Annotated in this window: 10 protein-coding genes; 4 read left to right on the top strand and 6 right to left on the bottom strand. The window is 72.5% G+C overall.

Annotation, left to right across the window (positions count from 1 at the left end; translation table 11 throughout):
- Positions 1 to 18 precede the first annotated feature (18 nt).
- The 3 genes from OHT51_RS33175 to OHT51_RS33165 form a co-directional block, all read right to left on the bottom strand.
- Entirely contained in the window at positions 19 to 2106 is a 2088-nt protein-coding gene (locus OHT51_RS33175) for a tetratricopeptide repeat protein (protein ID WP_328882590.1), read from the bottom strand.
- A gap of 192 nt (positions 2107 to 2298) precedes the next feature.
- Complete coding sequence (locus OHT51_RS33170) at positions 2299 to 2925, bottom strand: NUDIX hydrolase (protein WP_328882589.1); 627 nt, start codon at positions 2923 to 2925, stop codon at positions 2299 to 2301.
- A gap of 97 nt (positions 2926 to 3022) precedes the next feature.
- Positions 3023 to 4711: a CTP synthase gene (locus OHT51_RS33165; RefSeq protein WP_328884526.1), complete on the bottom strand. Its 1689-nt coding sequence runs from the start codon at positions 4709 to 4711 to the stop codon at positions 3023 to 3025.
- A 488-nt stretch (positions 4712 to 5199) separates the two neighbouring features.
- On the opposite strand from OHT51_RS33165, the gene OHT51_RS33160 reads away from it, so the two are divergent.
- The 4 genes from OHT51_RS33160 (at position 5200) to OHT51_RS33145 (ending at position 10751) form a co-directional block, all read left to right on the top strand.
- Complete coding sequence (locus OHT51_RS33160) at positions 5200 to 7002, top strand: glycoside hydrolase family 15 protein (protein WP_328884525.1); 1803 nt, start codon at positions 5200 to 5202, stop codon at positions 7000 to 7002.
- Between the two features lie 69 nt (positions 7003 to 7071).
- The gene (locus tag OHT51_RS33155) at positions 7072 to 8454 is read left to right on the top strand and encodes an FAD-binding oxidoreductase (RefSeq protein WP_328882588.1); all 1383 of its coding nucleotides are present in this window, start codon (positions 7072 to 7074) and stop codon (positions 8452 to 8454) included.
- A gap of 262 nt (positions 8455 to 8716) precedes the next feature.
- Complete coding sequence (locus OHT51_RS33150) at positions 8717 to 9049, top strand: hypothetical protein (RefSeq protein WP_328882587.1); 333 nt, start codon at positions 8717 to 8719, stop codon at positions 9047 to 9049.
- A 49-nt stretch (positions 9050 to 9098) separates the two neighbouring features.
- The gene (locus OHT51_RS33145) at positions 9099 to 10751 is read left to right on the top strand and encodes a PucR family transcriptional regulator (protein ID WP_328882586.1); all 1653 of its coding nucleotides are present in this window, start codon (positions 9099 to 9101) and stop codon (positions 10749 to 10751) included.
- Positions 10752 to 10780: 29 nt separating this feature from the next.
- Here OHT51_RS33145 and OHT51_RS33140 read toward each other — a convergent pair whose 3' ends face one another.
- From OHT51_RS33140 to recN, 3 genes are all read right to left on the bottom strand, one after another.
- Complete coding sequence (locus OHT51_RS33140; protein WP_328882585.1) at positions 10781 to 11917, bottom strand: glycosyltransferase family 4 protein; 1137 nt, start codon at positions 11915 to 11917, stop codon at positions 10781 to 10783.
- A gap of 267 nt (positions 11918 to 12184) precedes the next feature.
- Positions 12185 to 12937 carry a hypothetical protein gene (locus OHT51_RS33135; RefSeq protein ID WP_328882584.1) on the bottom strand — a complete coding sequence of 251 codons (753 nt, stop codon included), beginning with the start codon at positions 12935 to 12937 and terminating at the stop codon, positions 12185 to 12187.
- Positions 12938 to 12963: 26 nt separating this feature from the next.
- On the bottom strand, positions 12964 to 14682 hold the full coding sequence (gene recN, locus OHT51_RS33130; protein WP_328884524.1) for a DNA repair protein RecN: 1719 nt from the start codon (positions 14680 to 14682) through the stop codon (positions 12964 to 12966).
- Positions 14683 to 14796 lie beyond the last annotated feature (114 nt).

Raw genomic sequence — 14796 nt, 5'->3', positions numbered from 1 at the left:
GTCTAGCCTTTCATTGCATCAATCTTCTTCGGATGCACTACGGATTTCGCAGGCGTCAGCGTCTTCTTCCGACTCGAAACCATCTTGTCCGGGCTCAGACTCGGCCGCATCGGACTCCTCAGGCTCCTCTCCCAGCATCCGCTCGGCGGCGCCTCGGTGCAGCTGCGCCGCCGACGGATCACCGAGGTGCTCGAGCGTGTCGGCGAGCCGCAGATGCAGCGCGCCCTGCAGCCGTACGTCCTCGGCGCGCCGCGCCCACTCCACCGCCTCCTGGCAGGTGCGCAACGATTCCTCGGGCCGGCCGGCGTACTCCTGGACCCGCGCCAGCTCGCTCAACGCCCGGGCGTGACCGGCGACATCGCCGTTCCTGCGGTGCCCGGTGACCGCGGACCGCCAGTTGCGCAGCGCGTCGCCGTACCGGCCCGCGTAGGTGTGCGCCTCGGCGATACGGCCGTACAGCCGGGCGGCGTCCGCCCGCTCGCCCCGGGCCAGCCGCTCGGCCAGGGCGCGGCCGAACCAGTCGGCGGCCCGGTCGTAGTCCCCGAGCTCCAGATGGGCGCCGCCTACGGATTCCATCGCGCGGCCGGTCGCATACGGGTCATTTGCTTCCCACCCGGCGTCCAGCGCGGCCCGGAACCGCACCAGCGCCTCCCGGGTACGTCCCGTCCGGGCGTCGAGATCGCCCAGATTCAGCAGGGCCGCGGCCTTCTCGCGGGGCAGCTGCCGCCGCTCGGCCACGTCGAGGACCAGGCCGTGGATGTCGTACAGGTCACCGGCGGCCGCCTGGGTGCCGAAGTGCGCGGCCATCGCCCTGACCAGCTGGGACATCAGTCGCCTGGCGAGCGTGTCCAGCTCCCCGTCGGCGACCGCGGCCCGGGCCGCGGCCAGCAGGGCGGGCCTGCGGATGCTGAGCCACTCGGCGGCTGCCCGGGGGTTGGGGAAGCGCAGGGCGCGGGGCATGCCGAGGAGCTTCTGCCGGGTCTCGGGGTTGTCGGTCTCGGTGATCGCGCGGCAGGACTGCAGCAGCCGTACGGTCCGCTCCAGCATGCGGGCGCGGGCGAGCTGCAGCTCGGCGGGCCGGTCCTGGGTCTCGGTGAGGGCTCGCAGAAGCCGGTGCAGACAGGTCGGGACCTCGTACTGCGGCAGCGGCGAGTCGACGACCTGCAGCAGGCCGAGGGCGACGAGGTCGTCCAGGGTGGTGTGGGCCCCGTCCACCGAGGAGCCGGCGAGCGCGGAGGCGGTGTGCGGGTCGACGAGGCCGCCGGGGGCCAGCGAGAGCAGGCGCAGTATCCGGGCGGCCGGGGTCGGCAGGCCCGCGTAGGCGAGGCGGAAGACCCTGCCGAGCGGTGTGCCGTCCTCGCCCTCGGCGTGCAGCTGCTTGGCGAGGTCGGCGACGGCCGCCTTGGGCCGGGCCGCGAGCCAGCCGCCGGCCAGCATCAGGGCGGCCGGCTGGCCCTGGCACACCTCCACGAGGTCCTCGGCGGCCCGTGGGTCGACGGTGATGCGCACGGAGCCGGCGTGCCGGGACAGCAGCTCCACGGCCGACTTGGTGTCGAGGCCGCCGAGCGTGCAGGGCCGCACGTCCGAGATCCCGGTCAGCGGGCCGCCGGAGACCGCGACGGCCAGGCACTCCGGGGTGTCCGGCAGCAGGGCGTCGACCTGCTCGGCGCGGGCCGCGTCGTCGAGCAGCAGCAGGACCCGGCGGTCGGCCAGGGTCTTTCGGAGCACCGCCGTGAGGTCGTCCTCTGCGGCGCCGGCCGGTGCCGGCCGGTCCAGGGCGGTGAGCAGCTCACGGGCGGTGCGCGCGACGGGGACGGGGGTGCCGTCGGGCTCGCTGAGGCGGGCCCGCAGGACGCCGTCGCCGTAACGGTCCGCCACCTGCCGTACGAGTTCCTCGGCGAGCGCCGTGCGTCCCGAGCCGGGGCGGCCCGCGATGAGCAGTACGCGCGCGCGTGGCGCCTTGCGGCCGGAGAGGGTGTCGAGTCCCGCGCGCTCGATGTCGGCGAGGAGTTCCTTCAACTCGCGCGTACGGCCCAGGAATTGGCGCCCGGCGGAAGCCTGTGGCAACGCCTGGACGCCGCCGGTGTCCACGACCTGATCCGTCACGGGCCACACTCCCGTCCCACGCACGCGCAAGCCCGCCGGGACTCCGGTTCGGGCGTAATCAGAGCCTAGTTCACGCTCTGCTACGTTCCGGGCGGAGCGTGGCGGGCACGGCGAGGACGTCCCTCGATCGGATCAGCCGATCTTCACACCGAAGGCGGGTCGGTTTCGCTCGGGACTTGCAGTCGTGGTCGCTCAGGACTCGAAGGGGCGCGCCGGCCAGGGCGCCTCCGCCGGGCGCAGGGCGTCGAGCCCGTCGCCGTTACGGGCGGCGACCAGCGACAGCACGCCCACGACGAGGCAGTTGTTGTGCACCTCGCCCGCGAGGACACCCCGGACCAGCTCGTCGACCGGCACGCGCGCGTGCTCCATGTCGGCCTCCTCGTCCTCCACCTCGAAGCGCTCGCCCTCGGCCTCGGACAGATCACGGGCGAGGAAGATCCGTACGGCCTCGTCGCACCCGCCGGGGGTGGTGTAGACGTCGGTCAGCACCCGCCAGTCCTCGGCCTTGACGTGGGCCTCCTCGTACAGCTCCCGCTGGGCGGCGTGCAGCGGGTTCTCGCCGGGGATGTCGAGCAGGCCGGCCGGGATCTCCCACAGCTTCTGCCGCACCGGGTGGCGGTACTGCTTGATGAGCAGGACACGGTCCTCGGCGTCCAGGGCGAGGACCGCCACGGAGCCCGGGTGGACCTGGTAGTCGCGGCGGACGACCGAACCGCCGGGCATGACCACGTCGTCCGTGCGGACGGAGGTCTTGTTGCCCACGAAGGGGGTGTCCGTAGCCCGGATCTCCCACTCCTGCGGGGTGTCCTTGATCGTCATGCCCTGCCCTTCCACACGCTTCAAAAAGAACCCGCCAACGAAAACCGGGGTGCGAACCTTTGAAGGTTTGCACCCCGGCCACCGTACAACTCTCGTGTCAGTCCGAATTCTTGCCGACGCCCTCGGCCTGCTGGCGTTCGACGGCCGCCTTCACGAGGCCGGCGAACAGCGGGTGCGGGCGCGTCGGGCGCGAGCGCAGCTCGGGGTGGGCCTGCGTGGCCACCAGGTAAGGGTGGACCTCGCGCGGGTACTCCACGTACTCGACGAGCTTGCCGTCCGGCGACGTGCCGGAGAACAGGATGCCCGCCTTCTTCTCCAGCTCCGCCCGGTAGGCGTTGTTCACCTCGTACCGGTGACGGTGCCGCTCCTCGACGTACTCCTTGCCGTCGTACACCTCGCGCACGATCGAGCCCTCGGCCAGCTTGGCCGGGTACATGCCGAGGCGCATGGTGCCGCCCATGTCACCCTCACCGGCGACGATGTCGAGCTGCTCGGCCATCGTCGAGATGACGGGGTGGGAGGTGGCCGGGTCGAACTCGGTGGAGTTGGCGTCGCCGATGTCGGCAAGGTTGCGGGCCGCCTCGACCACGATGCACTGAAGGCCCAGGCACAGGCCGAGCAGCGGGATCCGGTTCTCGCGGGCGTACTTGATGGCGCCGACCTTGCCGAGCACACCGCGGTCGCCGAAGCCGCCGGGGATGCAGATGCCGTCCACGTCGGCGAGCTGCTGCTTGGCGCCGGCCGGGGTCTTGCAGTCGTCGGACGTGACCCACTTGATCTTCACGCGGGCCTTGTTGGCGAAGCCGCCGGCGCGCAGCGCCTCGGTCACCGACAGGTAGGCGTCGGGCAGGTCGATGTACTTGCCGACCAGCGCGAGGGTGATCTCGTGGTCGGGGTTGTGGACGCGGTCGAGCAGGTCGTCCCAGGTCGTCCAGTCCACGTCGCGGAACGGCAGGTCCAGCTTTCGGACGACATAGGCGTCCAGGCCCTCGCCGTGCACGGTCTTCGGGATGTCGTAGATGGAGCGGGCGTCGGGGCAGGCGACCACGGCCGCCTCGTCGACGTCGCACATCAGCGAGATCTTCCGCTTGATCGCGGTCGGCACCTCGCGGTCACAGCGCAGCACGATCGCATCTGGCTGAATACCGATGTTCCGCAGTGCCGCAACCGAGTGCTGGGTCGGCTTCGTCTTCAGCTCTCCCGAGGGGCCGATGTACGGCAGGAGCGAGATGTGGACGACGAAGACGTTGTCACGACCGACCTCGTGACGGACCTGGCGGACGGTCTCCAGGAACGGCAGCGACTCGATGTCGCCGACCGTGCCGCCGACCTCCGTGATCACGACATCGACCTCGTCCGTCGCCATGCGGCGGATGCGGTGCTTGATCTCGTTGGTGATGTGCGGGATGACCTGCACGGTGTCGCCGAGGTACTCGCCGCGCCGCTCCTTGGCGATCACGGTCGAGTACACCTGACCGGTGGTGACGTTCGCGGAACCGTCGAGGTCACGGTCGAGGAACCGCTCGTAGTGGCCGATGTCCAGGTCCGTCTCGGCGCCGTCGTTGGTGACGAACACCTCGCCGTGCTGGAAGGGGTTCATCGTGCCAGGGTCGACATTGAGGTACGGGTCCAGCTTCTGCATGACCACCCGCAGGCCTCGTGCCTTGAGCAGCATTCCGAGGCTGGAGGCCGTCAGGCCCTTGCCGAGCGAGGAGGCGACACCCCCGGTGACGAAGATGTGCTTGGTCGTCGTGGCTGCGTTGTGTCGAAAAGCAGCGGGCGGCATGGCCAAGAGGGGGCTCCCGTGGTCGCGATCTTGAAGTGCGGTTCGGGGGTCTTTGACGCCCACCGGTCCACGGGCTACCAGGGTATCAGCGACCGAGACCGATGGCTTCCGGCCACGCTCCGCACACGAGTCACCACGAACCTGCACAGGTGTCGCGGTTTCTCACCCGTTGCTCACCCGTTCGGCCGACCCGGGTTGCCCGGAGCGGCACGCAGATCATCTACGTGCGTCGTATCCTGCTCGGACATTCGCTGCCGAGCCCGGCCGGCAACACGGCACCACCCCTCGCCCGTAACCACCGGAACAACGAGAGCTCGTCAGTTCGTTGAGCAGAGATTGTCGAGAAGCGACTGTCGTTTTGCCTCACGGCGGAGACGACTGCTTTGCTTCACCGCTCGACGACGCATTACAACCACCCCTTGACCGCACTAAGCGAGAGCCCCCTTGGCAGAGAAGGGGGTGACGTGGCCGTTCGACTGGAGTTGCACGTGGCCGGGCGCATCGAAGACTACGCACTCATCGGAGACATGCAGACCGCAGCCTTGGTCTGCCGGGACGGCACAGTCGACTGGCTGTGCCTGCCCCGCTTCGACTCGCATGCCATCTTCGCCGGCCTGCTGGGCACCGAAGAACACGGTTTCTGGCGGCTCGGTCCGGCACACGCCTCCGACGCCGAACCGCCCACCGCGGCCCGGCGCAGCTACCGCGGCGACTCGCTGATCCTGGAGTCCGAGTGGGACACGCCGCGCGGCACGGTCAGGGTGATCGATTTCATGCCCCCGCGTGACGGCGCGCCCCAGCTGATCCGGATCGTGGAGGGCGTCTCGGGCCGGGTGCCGATGCGCTCGGCGCTGCGGATGCGCTTCTCGTACGGCCGGGTCGTGCCCTGGGTGCACAAGCACGAGGGCCGTACGGTGGCCGTCGCCGGCCCGGACTCCGTGTGGTTCGACACGGAGGCCGAGACGTACGGCAAGTCGCTGACGACGTACTCGGACTTCACGGTCGGCCCGGGTGAGCGGATCGCGTTCACCATCTCCTGGGAGCCGTCGCACAAGCAGCCCCCCGCGCTGCCGGAGCCGGAGCAGTCGCTGGAGGCGACCGAGGACTTCTGGCGAGAGTGGGTCGAGCACTGTACGTACCACGGCCCGTACCGCGAGGCGGTGGTCCGCTCGCTGATCACGCTGAAGGCGCTGACGTACGCCCCGACGGGCGGCATCGTCGCAGCCCCGACGACCTCCCTGCCCGAGGACATCGGCGGCGTCCGCAACTGGGACTACCGCTACACCTGGCTGCGCGACGCGGCGATCACCCTGTCCTCGCTGCTGCGCACCGGCTACCGCGAGGAGGCCCGCGCCTGGCGGGAGTGGCTGCTGCGGGCGGTCGCGGGCGACCCGGAGAACCTGCAGATCATGTACGGCATCGCCGGCGAGCGCGAGCTCGGCGAGGCGGAGCTGGACTGGCTGCCCGGCTACGAGAACTCCGCGCCGGTCCGGGTCGGCAACGGCGCCGCGCACCAGCTCCAGCTGGACGTGTACGGCGAGGTCACCGAGGCCCTGCACCTGGCCCACATGACGGGCCTGGCCCGCAACGACTACGCCTCGCTGCTCCAGCTGAAGCTGATCCGCTACCTGGAGGACCACTGGGACGAGCCGGACGAGGGCATCTGGGAGGTGCGCGGCCCGCGCCGCCACTTCGTGCACTCCAAGGTGATGGCCTGGGTCGCCGTCGACCGCACGATCAAGCTCATCGAGTCCGGCGACGCTGACGGCCCGCTGGAGCGCTGGCGCGAACTGCGCGACGACATCCACCGGGACGTGTGTGAGAAGGGCTACGACAAGGAACGCAACACCTTCACGCAGTCGTACGGCTCCAAGGAGCTGGACGCCTCCCTGCTGCTGATCCCGCAGATGGGCTTCCTGCCGCCGGACGACAAGCGGGTCATCGGCACCATCGAGGCGATCCAGCGCGAGCTGTCCACCTCGGACGGCTTCATCCTGCGCTACCCGACGCAGGGCGAGGACGAGGGCGTCGACGGCCTCCCCGGCGACGAGGGCGCATTCCTCGCCTGCTCGTTCTGGATGGCGGACGACCTGGCGATGATCGGCCGCGTCGACGAGGCCCGCAAGCTGTTCGAGAAGCTGCTGTCGCTGCGCAACGACCTCGGTCTGCTGGCCGAGGAGTGGGACCCGCATCTGCAGCGCCAGGTGGGCAACTTCCCGCAGGCCTTCAGCCATGTCCCGCTGATCGACACCGCGCTGCGCCTGACGGCGTCCGGGGCGTACGGCGGCTGAACAGGACTGGTGTACCGCGCCCGCCTAGGCTGGGAGCAAGCGAATGCCCCGGCACGGAAGGGGGCAGCCATGGCTTCCCTCTCGAAGGCGGGCGCGGCTCTCACCGCGCTGCGCGAGGATCTGGCCGGTGATGTGTTCGCGCCGGGGGATTTCGGTTACGACGACGCCCGGGCCGTCTTCAACGCCATGATCGACCGGCGGCCCGCGGTGATCGCGCAGTGCGTGGACGAGGACGACGTCGCGCGGGCCGTGCGGTTCGCACGCGACCTGGACCTCAACATCGCGGTGCGCGGCGGCGGGCACAGCGTCGCGGGCATGGCGCTCAACGACAACGGCCTGGTGATCGACCTGCGCCACATGCGCGCGGTCACCGTCGACCCCGCGGCCGAGGCGGTACGGGTCGCGGGCGGGGCGACGATGAGCGACCTGGACCGCGCCTGCCTGCCGCACGCCCTTGCCACGACCGGCGGCCGAGCTTCCACGACCGGGGTCGGCGGCTTCGTCCTGGGCGGGGGCACCGGCTGGCTGGACCGCTGGTGCGGACTGGCCGTCGACAACCTGCTGGGCGTCGAACTCGTCACCGCGGACGGCGAGCGCACCCACGCGAGCGCCGACGAGAACCCCGAGCTGTTCTGGGGTCTGCACGGCGGTGGCGGCAACTTCGGCGTCGCGACCGCACTCACCCTGAAGCTCCACGAGCTGCCCGAGTTCTCCATCGCGCTGGTGCTGTATCGGCCGGAGTACGCCCCCGAGGCCGTCCACACCTTCCGCGAGCTGATCACCGTGGCCCCGGACGAGGCGAGCGGCGGTGTGCTGTATCTCACCGGCCCGCCCGAGGAGTTCGTACCGCCGCACCTGGTCGGCAAGCTCCTGTGCGCCGCACTGCTGACCTACGCCGGGCCCGAGGAGGACCTGCGCAAGCTGGCCGAGCCGCTGCTGGCGCTGCCGCACGAGTCGGAGATCGTCGGGGCGATGCCGTACGCCGACGTCCAGTGCATGCTCGACGATCCGCCGGGGATGCGTAACTACTGGTCGGCGGAGTATCTGACGGGCGCGCCCGACGCCTACCTGGAGATGTTCTGCGCCCGGGGCGAGGCCCTGCCCGCGCCCACGGGGACCCTCCACGTGCTGTTCCCGCAGGGCGGGGCGATCGCCGCGGGCCCGCACGAGTACCCCGTGCCCTACCGGGACGCGCCGTGGGCCGTGCACCCCTTCGCGATCTGGGAGGACCCCGCGGACGACGAGCGGTGTGTCCAGTGGGTCCGGGACGTCCGTGCCGACGCGCAGCCGTGGAGCACCGGCGCGGTCTACCTCAACTTCATCGGCGACGAGGGCGCCGAGCGGGTCGAGGCCGGACTCGGCGCCGAGAACACCCGTCGGCTGGCGGATCTGAAGCGACGGTACGACCCGGACAACGTCTTCCGGTTCAACCACAACATCAGGCCTGCCTGAGCACGGTCGGCCGAGCCCCGTCAACCGACTTGCTTGAACGCCGTCGGCGTCCGCTCCCCGCCCGGGTCACCCGCCGTCGCCGGCACGAGGGCGATCTCGTCCAGTCCTGCGTCGGCTACGCCTCGACACGCGCGCGTACGGCGTCCAGGTCGCCCACCAAGCCCACCGTGCCCGCCGCGGCGGCGGGAAGCCGGCCGGGCCGGCGTGCCGGGATCGGCACCGGTACGGGCCGGCTCGACCGCCTCCCCGAAGCCGGCCGCGCTTGCTTGACGTCCCCAGCGCCACCCCGACCGGCCGCCCGGTGACGGCGGCGACCGAGGCGGCGCCCCGCGCGATCCCGAACGGCTCGCGCACCGACACCGCCACGGGACCGGCCGTCAGCGCGACCCGCTCGGTTGCCCGCCCGATGGCCGTGGCGAGGACGAAGGAGTCCCAGGTCGGCCCCTCCCCGCCCACACCTCGCGATACCCGAGGCGTCGGCGGCCACGGCCACCCGCAGCGGCTCCTCGACCGGGCTGTCGTCCTCCCGTGCCACGGCAACCACGCTGAAGTCCATGCCGACGCGGCTACCCCGCTCACGCGCCGCAACGCATGATCGGCTCCGGAGATGTCAGGGAAGCCCGCGCACGGGTAGCGTCCGGCACATGGACAGCGGTACGGGCGGGACGGACAGCGGCTACGGCACCCACAGCGCCGGGATCACCGTGCGGCGGGCACTGGAGCTGCCCGGGCTGCGCAGCGGGCTGCCGGAGGTGCTCGCGGGCGGCGACCGGCTGGGGCGGACCGTGCGCTGGGTGCACGCCGGCGAGGTGCCCAACATCGCCTCGCTGCTGAAGGGCGGGGAGCTGCTCCTGACCACGGGCTACGGCCTCGGCACCCGCCCCGCCGACCAGCGCGCGTTCGTGCGCACCCTGGCCGAGCGGGGCATCGCGGCCCTGGTCGTCGAGCTGGGCCCACGTTTCACACGGCTGCCAGCCGCGCTGGTCGACACGGCACGTACGGCCGGTCTGCCGCTGGTCCAGCTGCATCGCGAGGTGGCCTTCGTGACGGTCACCGAGGAGATCCACACCGAGATCGTCAACGGCCACTACGCGCTGCTGCAGCGGGCGGAGGAAGTGCACCGCCGGTGCACGGAGGCGCTGGTCGGCGGCGGTGGGGTGCCCCAAGTGCTGGGCATCCTGGCCGACTTCAGCGGCAACCCGGTGTTCCTGGAGACGACGGACGGCCAGCTGCTGTACGCCGCCGGGTCGGGCCCCGAGGGCGCGGATCCGTTGCAGGTGTGGGAGGGGCTGCGGGGCCAGCACAAGGAGACGCCGCCGCCGGGTGGGTCGGTGCTGGTGGATGTGCCGGGTGGCGGTCCGGGGACGGGGTCGGTCCGGGCCCGTCTCGTGCTGCTCCCCGTACGGGGCCCGCTCGCGCCCGTGCACCGGGTCGCCGCCGAGCGGGCCGCGGGCAGCCTGGCCGTGGTGCTGATGCAGGCGCGCCAGGAGGAGGAGCTGGCGGCGCGCGGGCGCGGCGACTTCCTGACCGACCTCGCGGAGGGCCGTATCGCCGCCGAGGACGCCCCGGCACAGGCGCGCGTGCTGGGCTTCAAGCCGGGTGCCAGTCCGCTGCTGCCGGTCGTGATGCGGCTCGGGGACACGATGTCGCCGGGCGGCGGCTGGGCGGTGCTTGCGCGCGCGGTCGGCGAGGAGCTGGCCTCGGTGGGGGCGCCGGTGCTGTTGGGCGTACGGCCGGTGGAGGGGCGGGTGCCGCTGCTGCTGGGCCTGCGTTCGGAGTCGGAGCGGTCGACGGTCGCGGACCGGGTCGCGGTGGCGCTGCGGGCGGGCGTGGAGCGGGCCGGGGTCCAGCGCCCCGGGGCACCGCCGCCGGTCGTGGTCGTCGGGGTGGCCGGCAGCTGGGCTGCGGCCTCGGCGGGCCTCAGGCACGCGGCGGAGACGGCGACTGCGGCGCAGGGCCTGTCGGACCGCCCCTGGTACGACGCCCGGCGCCTGGACATCGACCTGCTGCTGTGGCGGCTGCGCGACCACCCGGACCTCGCGGCGTTCGTGGACCGCGCGATCGGCCCGCTCCGCGACCACGACAACCGCTCCAAGCCGCCCCTGCTGCCCACCCTGGAGACGTACTTGGCGCACGCGGGCCGCAAGGCGGAGACGGCCCGCGAGCTGCATCTGAACCGGCAGACGCTCTACAACCGCCTCGCCCGCATCGGCGAGTTGCTCGGCACGGACCTCGACGACCCGCAGACGGTACTGGCGTTGAGCCTGGCCCTCCGGGCACGCAGGCATGCGGGCTAGGGCCTGTGAGGCGCGGACGCTTCCGGCGTCTAGATCATGGGCTGAGGCTGCGTCAACTCGTCGTACACGCTGAGCACTTGGGCGACGGTCTCGTCCTCGGTCGGCCAGGTGGCCGCCTGCCGCGCGCCCCGCTCCCTGAGGAACTCCTGCCGCTCGGGATCGCCGAGCAGCCGTACGACAGCGTCGGCGAGGGCGTCCGGGTCGCCGTACGGGACGAGTTCGGCCGCGTCGCCGACGAGTTCCGGCACGCCGCCGACGTCGGTGGCGACGAGCGGCACGCGCGCGTGAAGGGCCTCCTGGGCGAGGACCGACCGTGACTCCCAACTGCTCGGCAGAAGCGCCACGTCGGCCGCCGCGAGCAGCTCGGAGACGTCGTCGCGCCGGCCGATGAGCCGCACGGGCAGCCCCTCGTCCTCGATCCGGCCCTGCAGTTCGGCACGCAGCGCCCCCTCCCCCGCGATCACGACCAACGGCACGGCATCCAGCTGCAGCCACGCGCGCGAGGCGTCCAGGAGCACGTCGTACCCGCGATGCCGCTCCAGCGAGCCGACGGCGATCAGCAACGGGCGTCCGGTGGCGCCGAGTTCGGCCCGGACCTTGGGGCGCAGCCGGTCCGGGTCGTCGTGCTCGACGGCACGGCTCGGCGCGGGCAGCGCGACGGCGGCGAGGCGCGCGTCCCGGGCGCCGGTCCGGCGGGCCCGGTCCACCAGCGCCGATGTGGTCCCGAGCACGACGGAGGCGGCCTTGACGACCCGCCGCTCCAACAGCCGCAGGAGATGGGCGCGGGCGCCCTCCGCGTGGGCCCGGTCGTGCCAGGTGACGACCAGCGGAGTACGCCGTCCGCTCAGCGCGAGCACGGCACGGAAGGACGCGTGCAGCCCGTGCGCGTGCACCAGGTCGGCGTCCACGCAGGCCGCCCGCAGTGCGGCCACGGAACCCGGATCGCTGCTGCGCGGCACATGCACATGTTCGGCGCCGGCGCCCGTGAAGTCGTAGAGGTGATCGGCCTCGACAGGAGCGCATACGGTGACCCGCACGCCCCGTGCGACCAGCCCCGAGGCCAGCGATCGCACATGCGCGCTACTGCCGGCGTTGCCGCCGCCCAGCACCTGCACGGTGCGCAGCGACGACTGGCCGTGCGGTGAGTGGCTGCTCACGGGGGTCACGTGGCCGGGGCTCCTGCTTCGGGTCGGGCGGTCACGAAGAACGTACAGAAGGATCGGGCGGAGGGGGTGTACCGCGAGAATCCCTACGCGTACGACGTGTTTACGCCAAGGATGCCAGGACGTGCGGCCGTTCCGGGAACGGCGACAGGGCGTGGACGGCTCAGCTGCGGGGCAACGCGCCGGGCCGAGTCACCTGCACGAGTGAGGCGGGGTGGGGGTTGTGGCCGAACATGCGCGCGCTGGGCATGCCCGACGACCTGCGGCGCGTCACCCGACCGCCCTGCGGGCGACCTCGCTCACCTTGTCGCCGTACACCGCCGCGGCGACGACCGCAGCGGCATGCGCGACCAGCCCGGCGCGCCGGTTCCCGGCCACGACCGCCGCCCCGAGGGCCGCGCCGAGCGCATGCGCTCCGGTGTCGCCGATCATCGCCCGCTCGCCGAGGTCGTCGGGCAGTACGGCCGCTGCGACTCCCATGGCACCGGCGGCCGACTCGGCGCCGGGCCCCGAGCGCAACAGCCCGGGCGCACCGAGCGCAAGCACCGCGGCGGCGGCCCGACCCGGCCACACGTCCACGAGGTTGACGAAGTGCGCGGCACCGGCGATCACGACACCCGCGAGCAGCTTGTCCAGCGGCCGCTCCTTGAGGACGGCCCCCGCGACCAGCCCGGCGGCGGAGACCCCGAACAACTTCACAGCCCCGCTGGTCACTTCGCCGTCCCGCAGCGCGGAGAGATGCGCCCGGAACCCACGCCGGGGGTCACCGTCCCCCACGACGTCGTCATACGCGCCGCAGGCTCCCGCAACGGCCACCGCGACCCCCGCGGCCGGCGCCACCCGCCCGACGGCCACCGCAGCCGCCAGGGCGGAGGCGGGCCCCGCGTACAACTCCACGGTCCGGCCCGCGTAGTTCTTCCGCTCCCAGCGGTCACGGCCGCCGGGGGCCTTGGCACGCAGGGCGGCGACGGCGGCGCGGGTGAGGGTCGCGGAGAGGCCGAAGGAGACGGCTTGCTTGATCATCCGGCCACCCTACGGCCGCCGCCCGGCTACCCGTCCGCCCGAGCCGTCTCCAGCAGCTCCTCCGCGTGCGCGCGGGCCGTCTCCGAGTCCTCCTGCCCGGCGAGCATCCGGGACAGCTCCCGGATGCGCTCCTCGCCCTCCAGGACCTTCACGCCGGACCGGGTGACCGACCCGTCGTTGGTCTTCTCGACGAGCAACTGCCGGTCGGCGAAGGCGGCGACCTGCGGCAGGTGGGTCACCACGACGACCTGCGCGGTCTTGGCCAGCCGGGCCAGCCGCCGGCCGATCTCCACGGCCGCCTTGCCACCGACGCCGGCGTCGACCTCGTCGAAGAGATACGTCGGCACCGGATCGGTCCCCGCGAACACGACCTCGACGGCGAGCATCACGCGCGACAGCTCACCGCCGGACGCGCCCTTGGCGATCGGCCGGGGCGGCGCTCCCGGGTGCGGGGCGAGCAGCAGCTCGACCTCGTCCACACCCGAGGGCCCGTAGGCGACCGCGCGCCCACCGACCTCCACGCCCAGCTCATCCTCGGTCTGCCGGATGTCGAAGGACACGCGCGCGTGCGGCATCGCGAGCGAGGCCAACTCCGCCGTCACGGCGGCGGCGAACCGCTCGGCGGCCTCGGCCCGCGCATCGGTCAGCGCCTGCGCCAGTCCGCCCAGCTCGGTCCGCAGCCCGTCCCGCTCGGCCGTCAGCTCGTCGATGCGCTCGTCGTCGCTGTCCAGCTCGGTGAGCCGCCGGCTGCTCTCCTCGGCCCAGTTGAGCACGGCGGCGACGTCCTCGCCGTATTTCCGCGTGAGCGCGTTCAGCGCGGCCCGTCGTTCCTCGACGGCCGCGAGCCTCAGGGGGTCGGCGTCCAGGTCGTCGGCGTAACCCGCCAACTCCCCTGCGACATCGCCCAGCAGGATCCCGATCTCCCCGATCCGGTCGGCCAGCGCGGCCAGCGCCGGATCGTGCGACCGCACGGCGTCCAGGGCCCGCTGCGCGCCCGCGACGAGCGTCGCCGCGTCGATGCCCTCGGGATCCTCCGGGTTGCCGGCGAGTGCGGCGTGCCCGGCCGTGGCGGCCGACGACAGCGCCTCCGCGTGCCCGAGCCGATCGGCCTCCTCGGCGAGCTCCACGTCCTCCCCGGCGCGCGGCTCGACACCGGCGATCTCGTCGAGCCCGAACCGCAGCATGTCGGCTTCCTGGGCCCGCTCACGCGCGCGCGTGGTGATCTCGTCGAGCTCGACGGAGACCGCGCGCAGCCGCCGGTACGCCTCGCCGTACTTGGCGAGCGGCACCGCGACGGCATCACCGGCGTACCGGTCGAGCGCCTGCCGCTGCCGGGTCTGCTTCAGCAGCCCCTGCTGGTCCGTCTGCCCGTGCACCGCCACCAGGTCGTCGGCGAGGTCGGCGAGCAGCCCCACGGGCACGCTGCGCCCGCCCACATGCGCCCGTGACCGCCCCTCGGCCGAAACGGTACGGCTGATCAGCAGCGCCCCGTCATCGAGCTCGGCCCCGGCCTCCTCGGCCCGTACGAAGGCCGAAGCGCCCGCGGCGACGCTGATCCGCCCCTCCACGACCGCCTTGTCGGCCCCGATCCGCACGAGCGCCGGGTCGGCACGCCCACCCAGCAGCAGCCCGAGACTGGTGACCACCATGGTCTTGCCCGCACCCGTCTCACCGGTGACGGCGGTGAACCCCGGCGACAGCTCGACGACAGCGTCGTCGATGACTCCGAGCGACCGTATCCGCATCTCCTCCAACACGGACACGACCTTACGAGGTCAGCACGGGGAAGTGCGACGGCCCCCGGCCCGATGATGTGAAGGTGCAGGTGACGAATGTGCATCGACCGCACATGTCACCCA

The organism is Streptomyces sp. NBC_00299, from assembly GCF_036173045.1.
GTDB lineage: Bacteria > Actinomycetota > Actinomycetes > Streptomycetales > Streptomycetaceae > Streptomyces > Streptomyces machairae.
The sequence above is the reverse complement of the archived record's forward strand: the minus strand, read 5'-3'. Positions and strand labels throughout refer to the sequence as shown.

Bases quoted from the DNA above. Each gene is read 5' to 3' on its own strand.
- recN (WP_328884524.1), bottom strand. From the start codon at position 14,682: ATGCGGATACGGTCGCTCGGAGTCATCGACGACGCTGTCGTCGAGCTG.
- OHT51_RS33155 (WP_328882588.1), top strand. From the start codon at position 7,072: ATGGCTTCCCTCTCGAAGGCGGGCGCGGCTCTCACCGCGCTGCGCGAG.
- OHT51_RS33145 (WP_328882586.1), top strand. From the start codon at position 9,099: ATGGACAGCGGTACGGGCGGGACGGACAGCGGCTACGGCACCCACAGC.
- OHT51_RS33165 (WP_328884526.1), bottom strand. From the start codon at position 4,711: ATGCCGCCCGCTGCTTTTCGACACAACGCAGCCACGACGACCAAGCAC.
- OHT51_RS33170 (WP_328882589.1), bottom strand. From the start codon at position 2,925: ATGACGATCAAGGACACCCCGCAGGAGTGGGAGATCCGGGCTACGGAC.
- OHT51_RS33135 (WP_328882584.1), bottom strand. From the start codon at position 12,937: ATGATCAAGCAAGCCGTCTCCTTCGGCCTCTCCGCGACCCTCACCCGC.